14 protein-coding genes are annotated in these 16,549 nt (G+C 66.4%); 3 read left to right on the top strand and 11 right to left on the bottom strand.

Features of this window, described 5'->3' with window-relative positions:
- Window positions 1–47: 47 nt before the first annotated feature.
- Window positions 48–1,187 (top strand): epoxide hydrolase family protein, encoded by a 1,140-nt coding sequence (locus BST28_RS03425; RefSeq protein ID WP_083079933.1) that lies wholly within the window; start codon window positions 48–50, stop codon window positions 1,185–1,187.
- Here BST28_RS03425 and BST28_RS03420 read toward each other — a convergent pair.
- The 3 genes from BST28_RS03420 to BST28_RS03410 are packed head-to-tail and all read right to left on the bottom strand — an operon-like array spanning window position 1,184 to window position 4,931.
- Window positions 1,184–4,024: an MMPL/RND family transporter gene (locus BST28_RS03420; protein ID WP_109560621.1), complete on the bottom strand. Its 2,841-nt coding sequence runs from the start codon at window positions 4,022–4,024 to the stop codon at window positions 1,184–1,186. The genes BST28_RS03425 and BST28_RS03420 overlap by 4 nt on opposite strands.
- Window positions 4,021–4,464 (bottom strand): MmpS family transport accessory protein, encoded by a 444-nt coding sequence (locus tag BST28_RS03415; RefSeq protein ID WP_019736647.1) that lies wholly within the window; start codon window positions 4,462–4,464, stop codon window positions 4,021–4,023. The genes BST28_RS03420 and BST28_RS03415 overlap by 4 nt, the downstream gene beginning before the upstream one ends.
- A complete protein-coding gene (locus BST28_RS03410; protein ID WP_019736646.1) occupies window positions 4,461–4,931 on the bottom strand; it encodes a hypothetical protein in 471 nt (156 codons plus the stop codon). The genes BST28_RS03415 and BST28_RS03410 overlap by 4 nt, the downstream gene beginning before the upstream one ends.
- A 136-nt stretch (window positions 4,932–5,067) precedes the next feature.
- Between BST28_RS03410 and BST28_RS03405 the strand changes: the two genes are divergently transcribed.
- Window positions 5,068–5,637 (top strand): TetR/AcrR family transcriptional regulator, encoded by a 570-nt coding sequence (locus tag BST28_RS03405; protein WP_019736645.1) that lies wholly within the window; start codon window positions 5,068–5,070, stop codon window positions 5,635–5,637.
- A 4-nt stretch (window positions 5,638–5,641) separates the two neighbouring features.
- Here BST28_RS03405 and BST28_RS03400 read toward each other — a convergent pair whose 3' ends face one another.
- Genes BST28_RS03400 through BST28_RS03390 form a run of 3 tightly spaced genes read right to left on the bottom strand, consistent with a single transcriptional unit; the run spans window position 5,642 to window position 9,560 of the window.
- Window positions 5,642–6,250: a TetR/AcrR family transcriptional regulator gene (locus BST28_RS03400; RefSeq protein ID WP_019736644.1), complete on the bottom strand. Its 609-nt coding sequence runs from the start codon at window positions 6,248–6,250 to the stop codon at window positions 5,642–5,644.
- Between the two features lie 14 nt (window positions 6,251–6,264).
- The gene (locus BST28_RS03395; protein WP_019736643.1) at window positions 6,265–9,126 is read right to left on the bottom strand and encodes an MMPL/RND family transporter; all 2,862 of its coding nucleotides are present in this window, start codon (window positions 9,124–9,126) and stop codon (window positions 6,265–6,267) included.
- Window positions 9,123–9,560 (bottom strand): MmpS family transport accessory protein, encoded by a 438-nt coding sequence (locus tag BST28_RS03390; protein WP_019736642.1) that lies wholly within the window; start codon window positions 9,558–9,560, stop codon window positions 9,123–9,125. Before BST28_RS03390 ends, BST28_RS03395 begins: the two co-directional genes overlap by 4 nt.
- A gap of 212 nt (window positions 9,561–9,772) precedes the next feature.
- Here BST28_RS03390 and BST28_RS03385 point away from each other — a divergent pair, with 212 nt between their 5' ends.
- Window positions 9,773–10,954: an acyl-CoA dehydrogenase family protein gene (locus BST28_RS03385; RefSeq protein WP_019736641.1), complete on the top strand. Its 1,182-nt coding sequence runs from the start codon at window positions 9,773–9,775 to the stop codon at window positions 10,952–10,954.
- A gap of 9 nt (window positions 10,955–10,963) precedes the next feature.
- Here BST28_RS03385 and BST28_RS03380 read toward each other — a convergent pair whose 3' ends face one another.
- The 5 genes from BST28_RS03380 to BST28_RS03360 are packed head-to-tail and all read right to left on the bottom strand — an operon-like array spanning window position 10,964 to window position 16,503.
- The gene (locus BST28_RS03380; protein WP_083079930.1) at window positions 10,964–12,232 is read right to left on the bottom strand and encodes an amidohydrolase family protein; all 1,269 of its coding nucleotides are present in this window, start codon (window positions 12,230–12,232) and stop codon (window positions 10,964–10,966) included.
- A 7-nt stretch (window positions 12,233–12,239) separates the two neighbouring features.
- On the bottom strand, window positions 12,240–13,517 hold the full coding sequence (locus BST28_RS03375) for an amidohydrolase family protein (protein ID WP_083079928.1): 1,278 nt from the start codon (window positions 13,515–13,517) through the stop codon (window positions 12,240–12,242).
- A gap of 16 nt (window positions 13,518–13,533) precedes the next feature.
- Entirely contained in the window at window positions 13,534–14,748 is a 1,215-nt protein-coding gene (locus BST28_RS03370) for an amidohydrolase family protein (protein WP_083079927.1), read from the bottom strand.
- A gap of 4 nt (window positions 14,749–14,752) precedes the next feature.
- A complete protein-coding gene (locus BST28_RS03365; protein ID WP_083079925.1) occupies window positions 14,753–15,556 on the bottom strand; it encodes an acetoacetate decarboxylase family protein in 804 nt (267 codons plus the stop codon).
- Window positions 15,553–16,503, bottom strand: coding sequence for an SDR family NAD(P)-dependent oxidoreductase (locus tag BST28_RS03360; protein ID WP_083079924.1), 951 nt, complete (start codon window positions 16,501–16,503; stop codon window positions 15,553–15,555). Before BST28_RS03360 ends, BST28_RS03365 begins: the two co-directional genes overlap by 4 nt.
- Between the last annotated feature and the right edge of the window lie 46 nt (window positions 16,504–16,549).

The raw sequence follows: 16,549 nt of genomic DNA, 5'->3' as shown, positions 1-16,549 counted from the left end.
GTGCTTCGTGTGCGAGCATATCGTCGCTGAGCTGAGCGGAGGCCACCGTGACCGATCCCGAACCATTGCTGCTCGCCGTCAGCGATGCCGAGCTCGATGACCTGCGCCGGCGACTCGGCAATACCCGCTGGCCGGCCGAGCTCGACGCAGCCGACTGGGATTACGGCACCGACCAGAGGTTCCTCAAAACCGTTGTCGATCACTGGCTGCACTACTACGACTGGCGCCGGGTCGAAGCCGAGGTCAACGCCGCCGGCTCGTTCGTGACTGAGGCCGCCGGGCAGCGGGTGCATTTCCTGCATCACCGGTCGGAGGATCGCAACGCCATCCCCCTGGTACTCATCCATGGCTGGCCCGGGTCGATCGTCGAATTTCTGGACGTGCTTCCGCTGCTGCAGCACCGATTCCACGTCGTGGTGATCTCGATACCCGGGTACGGGTTCTCCGGGCCGACCCGGCGGCGCGGTGTTGACGCCGCGACGGTGGCCGCTGCGGTCGCCGACGTGATGGCGCAACTGGGCTATCGCCGATACGTCGCGCAGGGTGGTGACTGGGGCGCCATCGTCACCCGCCACCTCGGCGAGCACTACTCCGACCGGGTCGCCGCCATCCACACCAACATGCTCTTCGCGCCGCCCGACAAGAACGACCCGGAGCTGCTGGCCGCAATCACCGAGACCGAGCAGGCCGCAATCGTCGATGCAGCGCAACGGATGACCGGCGGCATGGCCTACTTCAATCAGCAAGCCACTCGCCCGCATTCGCTGGGTTTCGGTCTCGATGACTCCCCGGTGGGTCTGGCCGGCTGGATTCTGGAGAAGTTCCACGCCTGGTGCGACACCCGTGAAGGCATACCGATCAGCACCGATCGACTCATCGACAACCTGATGTTCTACTGGCTGACGGCGACCGCCACCTCTGCGGCGCGGCTGTACTGCGAATCCGCCCGCGGCGGTAACGGCGCGCTGAGCACATGGACCGGCCGGGTCGCGGTGCCCACCGGCTACGCGGTCTACCCCTACGAGATCCTGCAGACACCACGGGCGTGGGCCGCTCATCGCTACAACCTGGTCCACTACAGCGTCGCAGACCGTGGCGGGCACTTCGCCGCGTTCGAGCAGCCCGCGATCTTCGCCGCCGACCTGGCGGCGTTCGCCGATGTGCTCGTGGAAAAGAAGGTGTTCTAAATCGGTCCGGGCGGCCTTGCGGTCACCCGCTGCCGCGGCGGGCGCTGACGCACGAGCGTCGGCCACCAGAACCACGGCCCGTAGATCCGGACCAGGCACGGGACGATGAACGACCGCACGATCAAGGTGTCCAGCAGCAGCCCGATGCAGACCGTGGAGCCGAGCTGGCCGATGGTCCGCAAGTCGCTGGCGAGCATCGCCAGCATGGTGAACGCGAACACCAGGCCGGCCGAGGTGACCACGCCGCCGGTGCTGCCCAGTGCCCGGATCAGGCCGGTGTTCAGCCCGGCGCCGAGCTCCTCTTTGAGCCGGGCGATCAGCAGCAGGTTGTAGTCCGAACCGACGGCGACCAGGATGATGAACGTCAGCGGCAGGATCAGCCAGTGCAGGTGCAACCCGATCAGATGCTGCCAGATGAGCACCGACAATCCGAACGCTCCGGCGTAGGAGAACGCCACGGTACCGGGAATCACCAACGCCGCCACCAGACTTCGGGTGATCACCAGCATGATCAGGAAAATCAGCACGAAGGCCGCGATGGCGGCGATCAGCAGATCCGAGCGGGAATACTGCTGAATGTCCTTGTTGTTCGAGCCGGATCCGCCGATGTAGATCTTGGCCCCGGCCAGTGAGGTTTCCTTGAGTGCGATCTTGATCGCGTCGGGGAATTTCTCGACGTGCTCGATACCTTCGGGTCCCATCGCGTTGCCCTCGTGGGTGACGATGAATCGGGCCGCCTTGCCGTCGGGGGACATCATCAGTTGCATCCCGGTCTTGATGTCTTCATTGTCGAACGCCGGCCGCGGTATGTAGAAGAAGTCGTCGCTGCGGGAGGCGTCGAAGTCGTTGCCGACGTTGATCATGTCGTCGAAGGTCTGGTCGGTGTTGCGGGCCTGGATGTCCGAGGGCCCGTAGGTGTTGACGATCAGCGACCGCAACGCGATCTGGTCGTCGGCCATGATGTTGAGCTGGGTGACCAACTGCGGGAGCAGCGTGTCGACGACCTCCAGGGACGACACCGCATTCTTGATGTTCTCGGCCAGCTTGTCGACGCTGTCCATCATCTCCCACAGGGAGCGGAACGCCCAGCAGACCGGGATGTCGTAACAGTGTGGCTCCCAAAAGAAATAGCTGCGAATCGGCCTCATGAAGTCGTCCAGATTGGAGATCTCCTCATCCATCTGTTCGGTGAGTGCCTGCATCTCCTCCATCGTCAGAACCGTGGAATGCATCTCGTCGGCCAGCTTCTGGGTCAGCGCGATCGTGGTCTGCAGCACCTCGACGGTGTGGCCCATGATCTGCGCCTGCTGGTCGGTGTTGGCGTTCTGTTCGCGGGTGAACGGCAGCTGCTGACCATTGGCGCTGCCCTGCATGGTGAACAGGTAGGGCAGCGACGCGTGCTCCAGCGCGCGGCCCATCGGTCTGGTGATGCTCTGCACCATCGCGACCCCGGGCAGCCGGATCAGCGCCTTGGCCACCCGGTCCAGCGAGATGAAGTCCGCCGAGTTGCGCATGTCGTGATCCGACTCGACCATCAGCATCTCGGAGAACAGCTTGCTGCGGGCGAAGTGCCGATCCGCGGCGTCGAAACCCTGATTGGCGGCGGAGTCCCGCGGCTGATAGCTGCGGTCGTCGAAGCTGACCTGGTAGCTCGGCACGAAAACCGCCCCGATCGTGACCAGCGCGGCGCTGGCGGTCAGGATCGGCTTGGGCCAGCGCACCACGCTGGTGGCGATCCGGCGGTACAGCCGCGCCTTGACCTGCTGCCGCGGATCGAACAGTCCGATCAGGCTGCCCACGCTCAGCACCGCCGGCCCGAGCGTCAACGCCCCGGTGACCGTCAGCACCATGCTGATCGCCACCGCGGGCCCCATGGTGTTGAAGTAGTTCAGCCGCGCGAAACTCAGACAGAACGCGGCGCCGGCGATCGTGAGCCCGGATCCCAGGATCACGTGCGACACCCCGCGATAGGCGGTGTAAAACGCGTCCTCGCGGCTCTCGCCGTTCAGTCGCGCCTCGTGGTAGCGGCCCATCAGGAATATGCCGTAATCGGTTCCGGCCCCCAGGGTCAACGCGACAACCAAGTTCACCGCGAACGACGACAACTCGATGTAGCCGAAGTGCCCGAGGGTCGCGATGACCCCCTTGGCGGCCAGCATCAGGATCAAGACCCCGAACAGCGGCACCAACATGGTCACATAGGAGCGATACACGATCAGCAGCATGCAGATGATCAGCAAGATCGTCGCGATCGTGATGTTGTTCAGGCTCCGGTTGGCGGTCGCCACCGTGTCGGCGGCCAGCGGAGCCGCGCCGCTGACATAGACCGACAGCCCCGGCGGCGGATCGGAGGTCGCGACGGTGTCGCGCACCGCGGCGACCGACTCGTTGGCCTGCAGCTGGCCGATGTCCCCGGCCAGCCGCAGCAGCACGTAGGCGGCCTTGCCGTCGAGGCTCTGGGCCCCGGCCGCGGTGATCGGCTTGCCCCAGGTGTCCATCACGTACTGGACGTGGGCGGTGTCGTCCTGCAGCGTGCGGACCAGGTCGTCGTAGTAGCGGTGGTCCGCCTCGCCCAGCGGACGGTCGGCCTCCAGCACCAGCATCGTCATGCTGGTCGAGTCGGACTCCTGGAACTTCTCCCCGATCGCCAGCATGGCGGCCTGCGAGGGCGCGTAGGTGGGGACCATCGGCCCGGCAAGTTCCTCAGCCACTCGCTCCACTTGTGGCACAAAGGTATTCGTCACCACGGCTAGTAGCGCCCAGAAGATGATGATCGGAATCGCCAGCCGGCGCACCAGCCGGGCCGCCAGCGGACGAGTCGTCTGATGCCGGCTCATGCGGACTTCACCCGGCAGGTGATGTCGGCATTCGCCCGGGTGTTGGTGTGCTCATCGCGGACCACGTCGTCGACCAGAATCCGGCAGCCGACGTGGTCGCCGCGCACCTGCGCCGAGATGCTGCCCGAGACCACCGTGAGCATCGTCGTCTCCTGATGAGTCCAGGGCAGGGCGTCCAACTCGACGGTGTGCGGATGCCCATCGATATCGAGGTAGGACAGCAGGGCACCCTCGCCCGCCGAGCCGAACACCTCATAGGTGAGCTTCTTCGGGTTGAACTGTTCGGGCGCCTGGGGTGGATTGACCGTCAACACCGGTCCCGGAGAGGACATCTGGTGCACCTTCCACATGCCCATGGCCCCCACGCTGAGTGCGATCAGCGCGACCAGCGGCATCCAGATGCGCGCCAGCAGCGGCCGGCGCGGTGAACTGCGACTCATTCGGTTTCCTCGTCGGCTTCGTCGACGGCCGCCGGCAGCCGCTTCTTCAGCTTCGCCGCCCGCACGAGTTGGGCGGTGACGTTGAACGATCCGAGCATCGGGATCACCCCGAGGAACGTGCGCTCCGACGGGGTGGCGCCGTGCAGCTGCTCCAGACTGCCCAGCACGTAGAAGCAGCCCAGCGAGAAGATCGCGGCGGGAATGCAGAACGCCAGCGGAGAACGCTGGTCGCTGATCACGCGGGCGGCGAATTCCAGCTCGTGGGCGGACAGCGGTTCGCGCTTGCGCACCTTGGCCAGCACCGCCTTTCGGGCGCCGAGCCCTTCGCTGATCGGTAGGGGCGGCCGGTTTTGCAGGCGCTGGACATAGCGGAAGACCCCGGCGGCGAACAGCACCAGGGCCACGAAGGCAAGGGCAGCCAGGTCGCCGAACAGGTGCCAGTCGGTGCCGAAGACATTCCAGTGCATCCCGGAACCCGCCCCCTTGTCTGTGACGCCGACCTCATCCGTTAGTGGACTTAACCATCCGTCGACGGAGAGTATACGTCTATTAATCGGACGTCAACGTCCCATTAATGGACGGGCTTGCGGCTATCATCGGGGGATGGACGTCGAGTGCCGGGAGCTGACCGGAGCGCAATCGCGCACCCGGGCGGCGATCCTCGATGCCACGGCATCGGTGCTCGCCCGAGACCGCACCGCCACCCTCCCCGAGATCGCGGCGGCAGCCCAGGTCGCGCGCTCGACCCTGCACCGCTATTTCGCCGACCGAGATCGGCTGATCTACGAGACCACCCTGGATTCGATCCGCATCATCAGCGACATCCTCGCCATCGCGGCCACCGACGAAGGCTCGGCGGTCGACGCGATGCGCCGGGTGATCACCACACTGGTCCCCGAGGGGGATCGAATCGTGTTCCTCTTCGCCGACCCGGCCGTACTGCGGGACATCCCGGCCGAGCAACTGCCGGACTCCGCGCCGGTCCGCAACCTCATCATCCGCGGCCAGCAAGAAGGCGTCTTCGCCCCCGAACTCGCCCCGGAATGGATTCGGATCGCCCTGTTCGGCATGCTGGTCAAGGCCTGCAGCGAGGCCGCGCACGGCACGGTGCCGCGCCACAGCATCGTGCCCTCGATCATCCGCATCTTCGAGCGCGGTGTGACGGCCGGCTGACCGGTCAGTTGCTCGGCGGAGCCAGAACCGCGGGCAACACCACGGTGTCGATGACCTGCCGGACGAACGCGGCATCCAGGACCTGGCCGCGGACGACTTGCAGCAGTCCCATGGCCAGCACGACATCGGCGACCATCGACCAATCCCGGTCGCCGTCGATCTCACCGCGGGCCGCGGCCCGCCCCAGGATCGTGGCGACCATGCCCTTGCCCTTGACGAGCACCAGATCGTCAACGACGGAGGCCAAATCGGGCTCGTGGACGGCTTCCAGCGCCATCCGCAGCACCAGCTCGTTGGGAACGCGGTCGTCGTCGTTGCGCCCGACCTGTTCGATCAGGGCGTCGAGATCCCCGGCGAGGCTGCCGGTGTCGGGAGTGTCCTTGGTCAGCAGATCGGGGCGCCAGTAGATGAGCGCGTCGGTGACCAGTGCCGCTTTAGACGCCCAGCGGCGGTAGATGGCGGCTTTCCCGACACCGGCTCGCGCGGCGATGTCGTTCATGTTGGCCGCGTCGTAGCCGTGCTCTGATACGACGGCCAACGCGGCGTCCAGGATCGCCGGATCACGGGACCTGTCTAGCCGCCCGTCGGTGCGCTGGCGCAGTCTGGATTCCATGTGGCTGACAGCTTTCACGCGTTGATCGGTTGCGGAATGGGTTCGGTGCGAACGGGTTCGGGCTGGGGGTCGTGCTTGGTGCGGAAGGTGTTCAGCGGCCACCAGAACCAGTGCCCCAGCGCGGCGGCGATCGCGGGGGTCATGAAGGCACGCACGATGAAGGTATCGACCAGTAGGCCCAGTGCGATCGCGGTGCCCAGCTGTCCGATCACCCGCAGGTCGCTGACCAGCATCGAGGCCATGGTCGCGGCGAACACCACCCCGGCTGCGGTGACCACCCGGCCGGAGGCGCCCATACCGCGGATGATGCCGGTGTTGAGTCCGGCGGGGATCTCCTCTTTGAGCCGTGATACCAGCAGCAGGTTGTAGTCCGATCCCACGGCCAGCAGGATGATGACGGTCAGCGGCAACACGATCCATTGCAGGCCGAGTCCGAGGATGTCCTGCCACAACAGCACCGACAGCCCGCATGCGGTGCCCAGCGATGCCAACACGGTGCCGACGATGACCAGGGCTGCCACCAGGCTGCGGGTGATCAGCAGCATGATCGAGAAAATCAGGATCAACGTGGCGATCCCGGCGATCGTCAAGTCGATCCTCACGCCTTCTTGCATGTCGCTGTACATCGAGGCGGTACCCGCCAGCGATACTTTCGCCGATTCCAGCGGTGTCCCCTTGATCGCGTCGGCGACGGCCTCCTTGATTCCCTGCACGTGCTTGATGCCCTCGACCGAGGCGGGGTCGCCCTGGTGGGTGATGATGAAACGCACCGCCGTGCCGTCGGAGGAGACGAACATCTTCAGGCCGCGTTTGAAGTCCGGGTTGTCGAAGACTTCCGGTGGGAGATAAAAGGAGTCGTCGTTCTTGGCCTCGTCGAAGAACTTGCCCATCAGCGTCGAACCTTCGGCGGCCTCCTGCATGTGACGCTGGATTCCCGACATCGCGCTGTGGGTGGCCAGCATGAAGCCGCGCATGTTCTTCATCGACTCGATCGTCTTGGGCAGATCCGCCAGAATCTGCGGCATCAGGGTGTCGAGCTTGTCGACGTCTTTGACGGTGACGCCCATGTCGTCGGTCATGATGTCGACGTCATCGAGCATGTCGAAGACCGATCGCAGCGCTGCGCAGGCCGGGATGTCGAAACAGTGCGGCTCCCAGTAAAAATAGCTTCGGAACGGCCGGAAGAAGTCGTCGAAATCGGCGACGTGTTGGCGCACCGTTTCGATGTCGCTGAGCAGCACGTGCATGTCGGCGGTCATGTCATGGGTGGCGTCGGTCATCTGGGCCATCACGCCGTACATGTGTTCCATGACGGCGATGGTGCGGCCCATCTCGTCGGCCTGCTCGAGCATCGAGGCCATGCTGTCGTTCATGAATTTCGCCGTCTGCAAGGTGCTGGAGTTGCCCATGGCGATGACGAACGGAATGGAGCTGTGCTCGATCGGTGCGCCCAGCGGGCGGGTGATGGTCTGCACCCGCCCGATGCCGCGCTCGTGGAACACGCTCTTGGCGATCCGGTCGATGACAAGCATGTCGGCGGGGTTGCGTAGGTCGTGATCGGCCTCGACCATCAGCAGTTCGGGATTCATGCGCGCCTTGGAGAAATGCCGTTCGGCCGCGGTCTGCGCCACATTGGCCGGGATCTCCTCGGGAGTGAACTTCTGGTCATTGTAGTTCGGCACATACGTCGCCAGGCTGACGAAACCGATCACCGCGATAAAAGACGTCACCACGATGATCGGTTTCGGCCACCTCGTCACAAAGGTGCCGATGGTCCGCCAGCCGCGTTCCGAGACCTGCCGGGTGGGGTCGAAGATGCCGAACTTGGATCCGACCACGAGTACCGCCGGCGCCAACGTCAAACCGGCCATCATGGTCGCGGTCAAGGCAATGGCACACGGCAGCCCCATCGAGTGGAAATAGGGCAGCTTCGTCGCGGTCAGACACAGGCAGGCGCCCACGATCGTCAGGCCCGAACCCACGATGACGTGAACCACACCGTGATAGGCGCTGTAGAACGCTTCTTCACGGTCCTGGCCGCGAGACCGGGCTTCCTGGTAGCGGCCCAGCAAGAAGATGAAATAGTCGGTTCCCGCGGCGATCGTCAGCATCGTCACCATGCTCACCGCGTACGGGGTCAGCCCGATGATGTTCAGGTGGCCGGCGGTGGCCACGATGCCTTCTGCGGCATAAAGCTCGAAGCGAACCAGGATCAGCCCGACGATCGCCGACCGTAACGAACGGTAGATGGCCAGCAGCATCAGGAAAATGACGCCGATGGTGACCGCGGTCATCAGTTCCATGCTGTTGTGGGCGGCGATCAGCGTGTCGGTGTTGAGGGCGGTGTTGCCGGCCACATGAGCTTTCACGCCCGGCGGCGCCGGCACGCTGTTGACGATGTCGCGCACCGCGGCCACCGACTTATGGCTGCGGCCGGTGCCCTGGGAACCATCGAGGAACAGCTGTACGTAGGCGGCCTTGCCGTCCGGGCTCTGCGAGCCGGCAGCGGTCAGCGGGTCACTCCAGAAATCCTGGGCGAATTGCACATGATCGTCGGCTTCGAGCTTGGCGACGATCCGGTCGTAGTACTCGTGCGCGCTGTCACCGAGCTTGTCGTCGCCTTCGATGACCACCATCGCCGAGGAGTCGGTATCGAACTCCTCGAACTTGTGCCCGATGTTCATCATGTCCTTGTATGCCGGCGCATCCAGCGGCGACATCGGCACCGAACGCTTGGCGGCCACCTCGCCCAGCCCCGGCACGAACAGCGTCGTCCCGACCGCTATCAGCAGCCAAAACAAGATGATGGGAACCGCCAAGACCCGCAGCAGGTGGGCGATGCGGGAACGCGGTTGCGGTGAATTCTCGTTGCTCATACCGACTTCACCAGGCAGTAGATGAAGGGCTCGTACTGGTCGATACTGCGGTCGTCACGGACTTCGCCATCGACGATGACCCGGCAACGCAGGTGGCCCATGCCGGCGTCGCCCTGCGCCACGATGTTCGCCGACATCGAGGGCAGCGTCGTGACGATGGTGTGCGACCACGGCAGCACAGCGTCCTCGACCAGATGCGGCTGCCCATCCTCGTCGAGGAAGTTGAGGCTGGCGGTGCCCCCCGAGGGCGCCGTCACCTCGTAGGTGATGTGTTTGGGGTTGAACGGCTTCGTCTCGTCGGCGTTCGCATCGGCGGTCGACGCGTAAGCGTTGGCGCCGAAACTATCCCGCACCCGTACGACGACGTAGGCGCCGAGTGCGGTCACGACGACCAGAAGCAGTGGGATCCACAGCTTCTTGAGCAGTCCGTACACCCACCGCCTCCTGTGTCTACCCCGCACCGTCGCGCGCCGGCGAGCATGGACGGAACTCGGGTTCCGTCTGGGTCGAAGTGAAATGTACCCCATCACGCCTTGGGGTTTACAGCGATTCCGCTGCCGTTTTCGCCAGACACCGGCCGTCGACGGTGCCATCATCACCTGCAGCAGACCATCGTTTTTCAAGTCCACAACGTAAGGGCGACGACATGGGCGAGCGGGTGATCGACCGGCTGATCGAGATCGCCGACCAGTTGCGCGAGCAGGCCGGCGAGGCGGAGCGGATCGGCCGGCTGACCGATCAGACGGTCAAGGCGATGAAGGACGCCGGCTCGATCCGCCTGCTGCAGTCGGCCAAGCACGGCGGATATCAGGTGCATCCTCGCGAGTGGGCCGAGACCGTGATGGCCACCGCGGCGCTGGACCCCTCGGCGGGCTGGGTCACCGGTGTGGTCGGCGTGCACCCCTACCAGCTGGCCTACGCCGATCCGCGCGTCGGTGAAGAGGTGTGGGCCGACGACATCGACACCTGGATGGCCTCCCCGTATGCCCCGCAGGGGGTGGCCACGCCTGCAGATGGTGGCTACCTCTTCAACGGTCGCTGGCAGTTCAGTTCCGGCACCGACCACTGCGACTGGATCATTCTCGGGGCCATGCTCGGCGGCGCCGACGGCATCCCGGTCATGCCGCCGGCCATTCTGCACATGATCCTGCCGCGCAGCGACTACGAGATCGTCGACGATTCCTGGGATGTGGTGGGGCTGCGCGGAACCGGCTCCAAGGACGTCATCGTCAAAGACGCATTCGTCCCGAGCTACCGCACGATGGACGGCCTCAAGGTGATGGACGGCAGCGCCCAGCGCGAAGCCGGGATGACCGACCCGCTGTATCTGATGCCGTGGTCGACGATGTTCCCGCTCGGCATCTCCTCGGCGGTCATCGGGATCGCGGAAGGGGCGCTGGCCGCCCACCTGGACTATCAGCGGGCGCGGGTCAGTGCCACCGGGACCGCGATCAAAGACGATCCCTACGTCATGTACGCGATCGGCGAGGCGGCCGCCGACATCAACGCCGCCCGCCAAGAGCTGCTAGCCAACGCCGACCGGATCTACGACATGGTCGCCGCCGGCAAAGAGGTCAGCTTCGCCGATCGCGCCGCGGGGCGCCGCACCCAGGTCCGTGCGGTGTGGCGTGCGGTAGCCGCCATCGACCAGATCTTCGCCCGCTCCGGCGGCAACGCGCTACGGATGGACAAACCGCTGCAACGGTATTGGCGCGACGCGCACGCCGGGCTCAATCACGCGATCCATGTACCCGGCACCACCTTCCACGCCTCCGCGCTCAGTTCCTTGGGCATCGAGCCGGAGGGCCCGTTGCGGGCCATGATCTGAAGCACAGACCTACTCGCGTACCGGCGCCATCCGCTTGAGGGCCAGCCCGCCCTCGAATGGCCGGTAGCCGAACGCGGCCGGCGCGTGATAGCCGGTGTCGCCCAGCGGTGTTGCCACCTCGGTGACGGAAGGTCCGATCTTGGCGGCGACGGGCGCCAGGGCGTCAAGGTCGAAACGGTACAGGCGCCCCGCGTTCTCACCCAGGATCTTGCGGCACTCGTCTTCCGTGCGGTCGTGCAGTGCCCAGCGGATCGCCAGTTTGGACTGCGGCGCGAAACCCTCCTCGTGCGGATAGTCGCTGCCCCACATGATGTGCTCGGCCCCCAGGTAGTCGATCATCGCCGTGTCATAGGGGCCCAGCTCGCTGGCCAGATAGCAGTTTCTCCGGGCGTATTCGCTGGGCATCAGGGTCATTTCGTCGACCGACGAGCCGCCGAACATCCCGTAGGTGCGATTGTTCGCCTCGGACTTCATCGTGGGCACCATGGCATCGAGCACCATCAGCTGTTGTTGCACCCACAGGGTGCCCTGCTCGGTGGGTACAAACCGCAGTGTCGGGTACCGCTCGAAGACCCCGGCGAGAATCAGGTGGCTCAGGGTGCGCTGCGCCCACAGTGCCATCTCGGTGATCAGCACCGCGTTGGAGGCCGGCTGGTCCATCGGCATCTCGGGGCTGCCGGCGCCGGCGTGCTGCACCACGGTCAGGTCCAGGTCCGAGCAGAGTTCCCAGATCGGGTCGTAGCGGGTGTGAAACAGCGGGGCCACCTGCTGGTCCCCCGGCGATACCGGTGGAATCAGCACGCCGCCGAAGCATGGCTGCTCGGCGCCCCAACGGATCTCCTGCAGCGCCAGCTCGATGTCATTGGGGAAGATCTGAATCAGGCCGCGGCGCCGGGCCGGGGCCAGTGCGCAGAAGTCGACCTGCCACCGGTTGTGCGCCTGCACTCCGGCCCACCGCTTCTCGAAGTCGTCGCGCGTCCGCGGCAGGCTGATGGTGATGTTGGGTGTGGTCGGGAAGAACGGCGGAACGGTGTTGGGCAGCAGTACTTCTCCGGCGACCCCGTCGGCGTCCATTTCCGTGATCCGCAGCTCATGGTCCCAGTTCCGGTTGGCGGTGGCGACGATCAGGTCGTCGAACGGGCTGCTGTAGGTCTTGGCCCAGGCCTCGAAGTCCTCGTGCAGCGCTGCGGGCAGATACGGTTTGTAGTCGTAGAGATCGGCTCCGGCGTGGGTGTCCGTGGAGATGACGACGTAGCGATCGTCGGAAGTTGCGGTCATGGTGTCCTCAGTTCTGTACTAGGTCGGGGATCGGCTCCGCGTCGGTCAGCCAGTGCCGGCCGGCCAGGCGAGCCGCTTCCCACTTGGGGATGCTCACCGCATCGTCCTGGCCGAGTTCCTCGGGTGTGGGCCCGATACGCTCGGCCAGCGGGGCCAGGGCAGCCAGATCGAAGCGGTACATCTCGGCCGCCGCCAGGCCCAGCATCTGACGGGTCTCCTCGACCGGGATGTCCCAGAAGGAACGCCGCAGCCAATCGCGGGTGTGCGGCCACGTCCCCTCCGGGTGGGGAAAGTCGTTGCCCCACAGCAGGTTGGAGACACCGATCTCGTAGCGTCGGGCCAGTTCCCTGCGCTCGGTGGTGGTGGCCCCGATGAAACAGTTCCGGTCGAAGTAGGCCGACGGCGGCATCGTCAGGTCGCCCTCCATCTGGTGGCTCATCTTCTTGGCCGAATGCTCACGCAGAAACCGGGTGTCCATCAGCCAGAGCAGATCGTTGGCCCAGAACGCGCCGCATTCGGTGACCCCCCAGCGTAGGCCGGGAAAGCGCTCGAAGACCCCCGACCACAACGCGAACCACAAGGGCCGGGCGCCCCACCAGCGCACCTCGGTGACGTAGATGCCCAGGTGGCCGCCGTACTCCTCCTGCGGGGCGGGCCCGGAGTGGGTGTGCACCGGCATCTGCAGATCCTGGCAGGCCGCCCAGACCTTGTCGTAGCGCCGATCGTGGTAGGGCGGATAGCCGACCCAGCGGGCCGGGATCAGAATCCCGCCCCGCAGACCGGAGTCCGCCGCGCGGGTGATCTCGGCGACCGCCGCGTCGAGGTCCGCCAGGACCGGCACGACCGCGACCCCGGCGCGTCGCTCGGGGCTGTGGCTGCACAGTTCGGCCAGCCAGCGGTTGTGGGCCCGCGCGCCGGCCATGGCGCGCCCCGGGTCGAGGTCGCCGGACTGGCCCAGGCCCGCCCCGAACGGGGCCCCGGCCACCCCGGTCACCGCGTCGGCGTCGGGGAAGATGACCTCGCCGACCACCCCGTCGCCGTCGAGTTCGCGGTCCCGCAGTGCGACGTCCCAACCGCCGGCGATGCCCTCACCGTGCTCGGAGAACCACTCCTGGGCGAACTCCTCGTCGATGAACCCGCCGGCCTGCGCCGCGGCTGTCTTCTCGGCCAGATAGGTCTCGAAGTCCTCACGGTATTCGGGGTCGACGTATTCGCGGTAGCGCTCGGTCGGGAGTTCGGCGTGGGTGTCGGCGGAGATGATCGTGTACGGCGCGTCGTGATTCACGGCGGGCGTCCTTTCGCTACCAGGTGCGGATCGGGTCGGGCTCGAAGACGGTGCTGCTCGCATCGGGGGGCACTTCGGCCAGGGGCTCGGATACCTCGGCCACGGTCGGGCCGATGCGGTCGGTCAGCGGCGCCAGGGCGGCCAGGTCGAAGCGGTAGACGGCCGCCGCATTCCCGCCCACCATGGCCGCCACTTCGGCCTGCGGTACACCGGCGAAGGTGTGCCGCAACGCTTCCCGGGTATAGGGCGCGGTTCCCTCGTAGTGCGGGTAGTCGCTTCCCCACATGATCTTCTCGACGCCGATGGCGTGTCGCTCGGCGCACTCGACCGGGCGCATGAAGCTGGCGCCGACGTAGCACTGCCGGGCCCAGTACTGGCTGGGCTTGCGGGTCAGTGAGCCGGCGGTGGGCCCGGCGAAGCGGGCGATCGCCGAACCCGGGCGCGCGTACCGGGCCGCGGCGACATCGAGCGAGTCCAGCGTCGCCGGTATCCACCCGGCGCCCTGTTCGGTGAAGACCACGGTGAGGCCGGGGTGGCGGTCCAGTGTGCCGCTGAAGATCAGATGCCACAGTGCCCGGTGGGCCCACCAGTGGGTCTCGTAGACCCACACCGCGAACGAGCTGCCCCAGCCGTCGATCGGGGACGGGCCGGCGTTGCCGCCGTGATGATTGACCACCACACCCGCCTCGTCGCAGGCCGCCCACAGCGGCGCCCAGTGCTCGGCGTAGAGCGGTGGGATGCCGGTGCCGGGGGCCACCCCGGGCAGCAGCACACCGCCGCGCAACCCCAGCCCGGCGATCTGCGCTATCTCGGCGACGGCTTGGTCGAGGTCGCCGAGCAGGATCTGGCCGACTCCGGCGCGCCGCTGCGGCGACAGCGAGCAGAAGTCGGCCAGCCAACGATTGTGCGCACGCAAGCCGGCCCAACGCAGTTCGAGCTCACGGGCCGTCTCCGGCGGTGGGGCGGCCAGGCTCCCGTGCGGAAAGAACGGCGGCACGGTGTTGGGGTAGATGACCTCGCCGGTGATGCCCTCGGCATCGAGATCGGCGTTGCGCCGGTCGCTGTTCCAGTTGCGTTCGGCCTCGGGCTCGGTGAGGTCACCGAACGGGTTGACGAATTCCTTCGCCCAACTGTCGAATTCGTCGCGGTAGGCCGGATCGAGGTATCCGCGGTAGTCGAGCAGGTCGGCGCCGGCGTGGCAGTCGGCCGAGATGACCGTGTAGCGGTCCATGCGTTTACCGCCGCGCCGACTCGGGCGTGGGGGCGGCGAGCAGAGCCACATCGTCGTATCGCTGGTGCACGTAGGGCAGCAGCCATTCCTGCGGCACCCGCTGCGCTATCCGCCCCACCTGAACGGTGCGGCGGCGACACCAGGTGATCGATCGGAGCTCCCGGATCACGATGTCGGCCACCGGATCCAGCGGCGACTCCCCCAGCTCGCACGTGCCGTCGACGATCTCCAGTGACTCGTAGTGCCGGTGGTATTCGCCGTACACCAGGTGGGGGTCGGTGATGCCGCTGCCGTCGGGGGCACGCAGGAACTTGAAGTAGAACTCGATGTTGACCTGGTCGGGCGGCAATTCGCCCGGGCCCGTCACCCGGCCGTTCACCTGGATGAGGTGGTGGCCCAGCCGCTGCACGCCCGCGCTGATGTTCGCACCGTCGCGCTCCACCTCGATGTGGGCCAGTTTCTTGGGCTCGCCGAAGGTTTCGCGTCCCCCGGTGACGGATTGTTCGGTGGACTGGGGCATGAACAACGGGTAGTCGCCGTCGATGTCGCCGTGCCGGGCGGCCACCGAGAACACCGCCGATCCGAACGGCGGCCGGCCGGCCAGCTGGACCCGCTGAAGCTGAATTCGCACCAGCGGTTCGGCGGCCGGCTCCAGCGGTTTGGGCAGCACGGCCGCGACGATCTCCGGATCGGTGAGGTAGGCGATGGTCACCGCCTCGGTGGCGATCGGCGCCGTGGTGGCATCGATCTCGTGGTCGACCCGCTCCTCGGGTGGACGAGGGCCGTAGCGGACTGCGGTGGTACTCAACGCTTTCCTCCTTTTTCCCCCGCGTTCTGGGCATGCCGTCCCAGGACGTCGACCAGGTAGTCCGGCTCGCCGCGTGCCAGGATCGACGCCGCCTTGGCCGCCACAACCTGATCGGAGGCGGCGGGCGGGCCCATCATCCAGAAGCGATCTGCCTGTATGCCCTCCACGACCTGGTCGGCGACCGTTTCGAGCGGGGTGAACTCGACCTGCGTGCCGGCAGCCTCGAATCGGGCCACCACCGCGGCCAGGGTCGCCTCGGGGGTGCGGCGCTGGTGGGTGGCGGCGTAACGGTGCGGGCGGTGCCGCCAGGACTCCCAGATCCCGGTGTTCAAGAATCCGCCCGGGAAAAGGACGTGCGCCCGTACCCGCGTCCCGGTCATCTCCAAGTGGGTGTAGAGGCTTTCGGTCAGGCAGAGCACCGCGGCCTTGGTCATCGGGTAGACGGCGGTGGCCGGTCCGCCCAGGGCACCGCGGGCGATCGGGGCGAAGCCGCCGTTGCCCGAGCAGGTGTTGATCACGTGTCCGGCGTCCTGCTCGAGCAGGATCGGCACGAACGCCTTGATGCCGTGGATGACGCCCAAGACGTTGACGTCGATGCCCCAGCGCCAGTCGGCCAGGTCGTGCTCCCACAGGTAGCCCTCGGAGACGGCGCCGGTGCCGGCGTTGTTGCACACCACATGCACCGCGCCGAAGCGTGCGAGCGCCTGCTCGGCCAGCGACTCGACCGAGGAGTAATCGGTGACGTCGGTGATGACCCCGACGGCGTCAATACCCTCGGCCTGCAGCGCTCGGGTCGCCTCATCCAGCGGTTCGGCCAGCACATCGGCGAGCACCACGTTCATACCTTCGCGGCCGAACCGGCTGCCCAGGGACCGGCCGATGCCACCGGCTCCCCCGGTCACCACCGCCGTCTTGCCCCGAAGATCCATGATTGTGGCCATCGTCACATGGTCGCGCAGTCCACCGCAAGGAGTCGCACTATGCGACTCCCCG

It is taken from the genome of Mycolicibacter kumamotonensis, assembly GCF_002086285.1.
Classification (GTDB): domain Bacteria; phylum Actinomycetota; class Actinomycetes; order Mycobacteriales; family Mycobacteriaceae; genus Mycobacterium; species Mycobacterium kumamotonense.
Note: the sequence above shows the minus strand (reverse complement) of the source record. Positions and strands in the feature narration are given on the sequence as shown.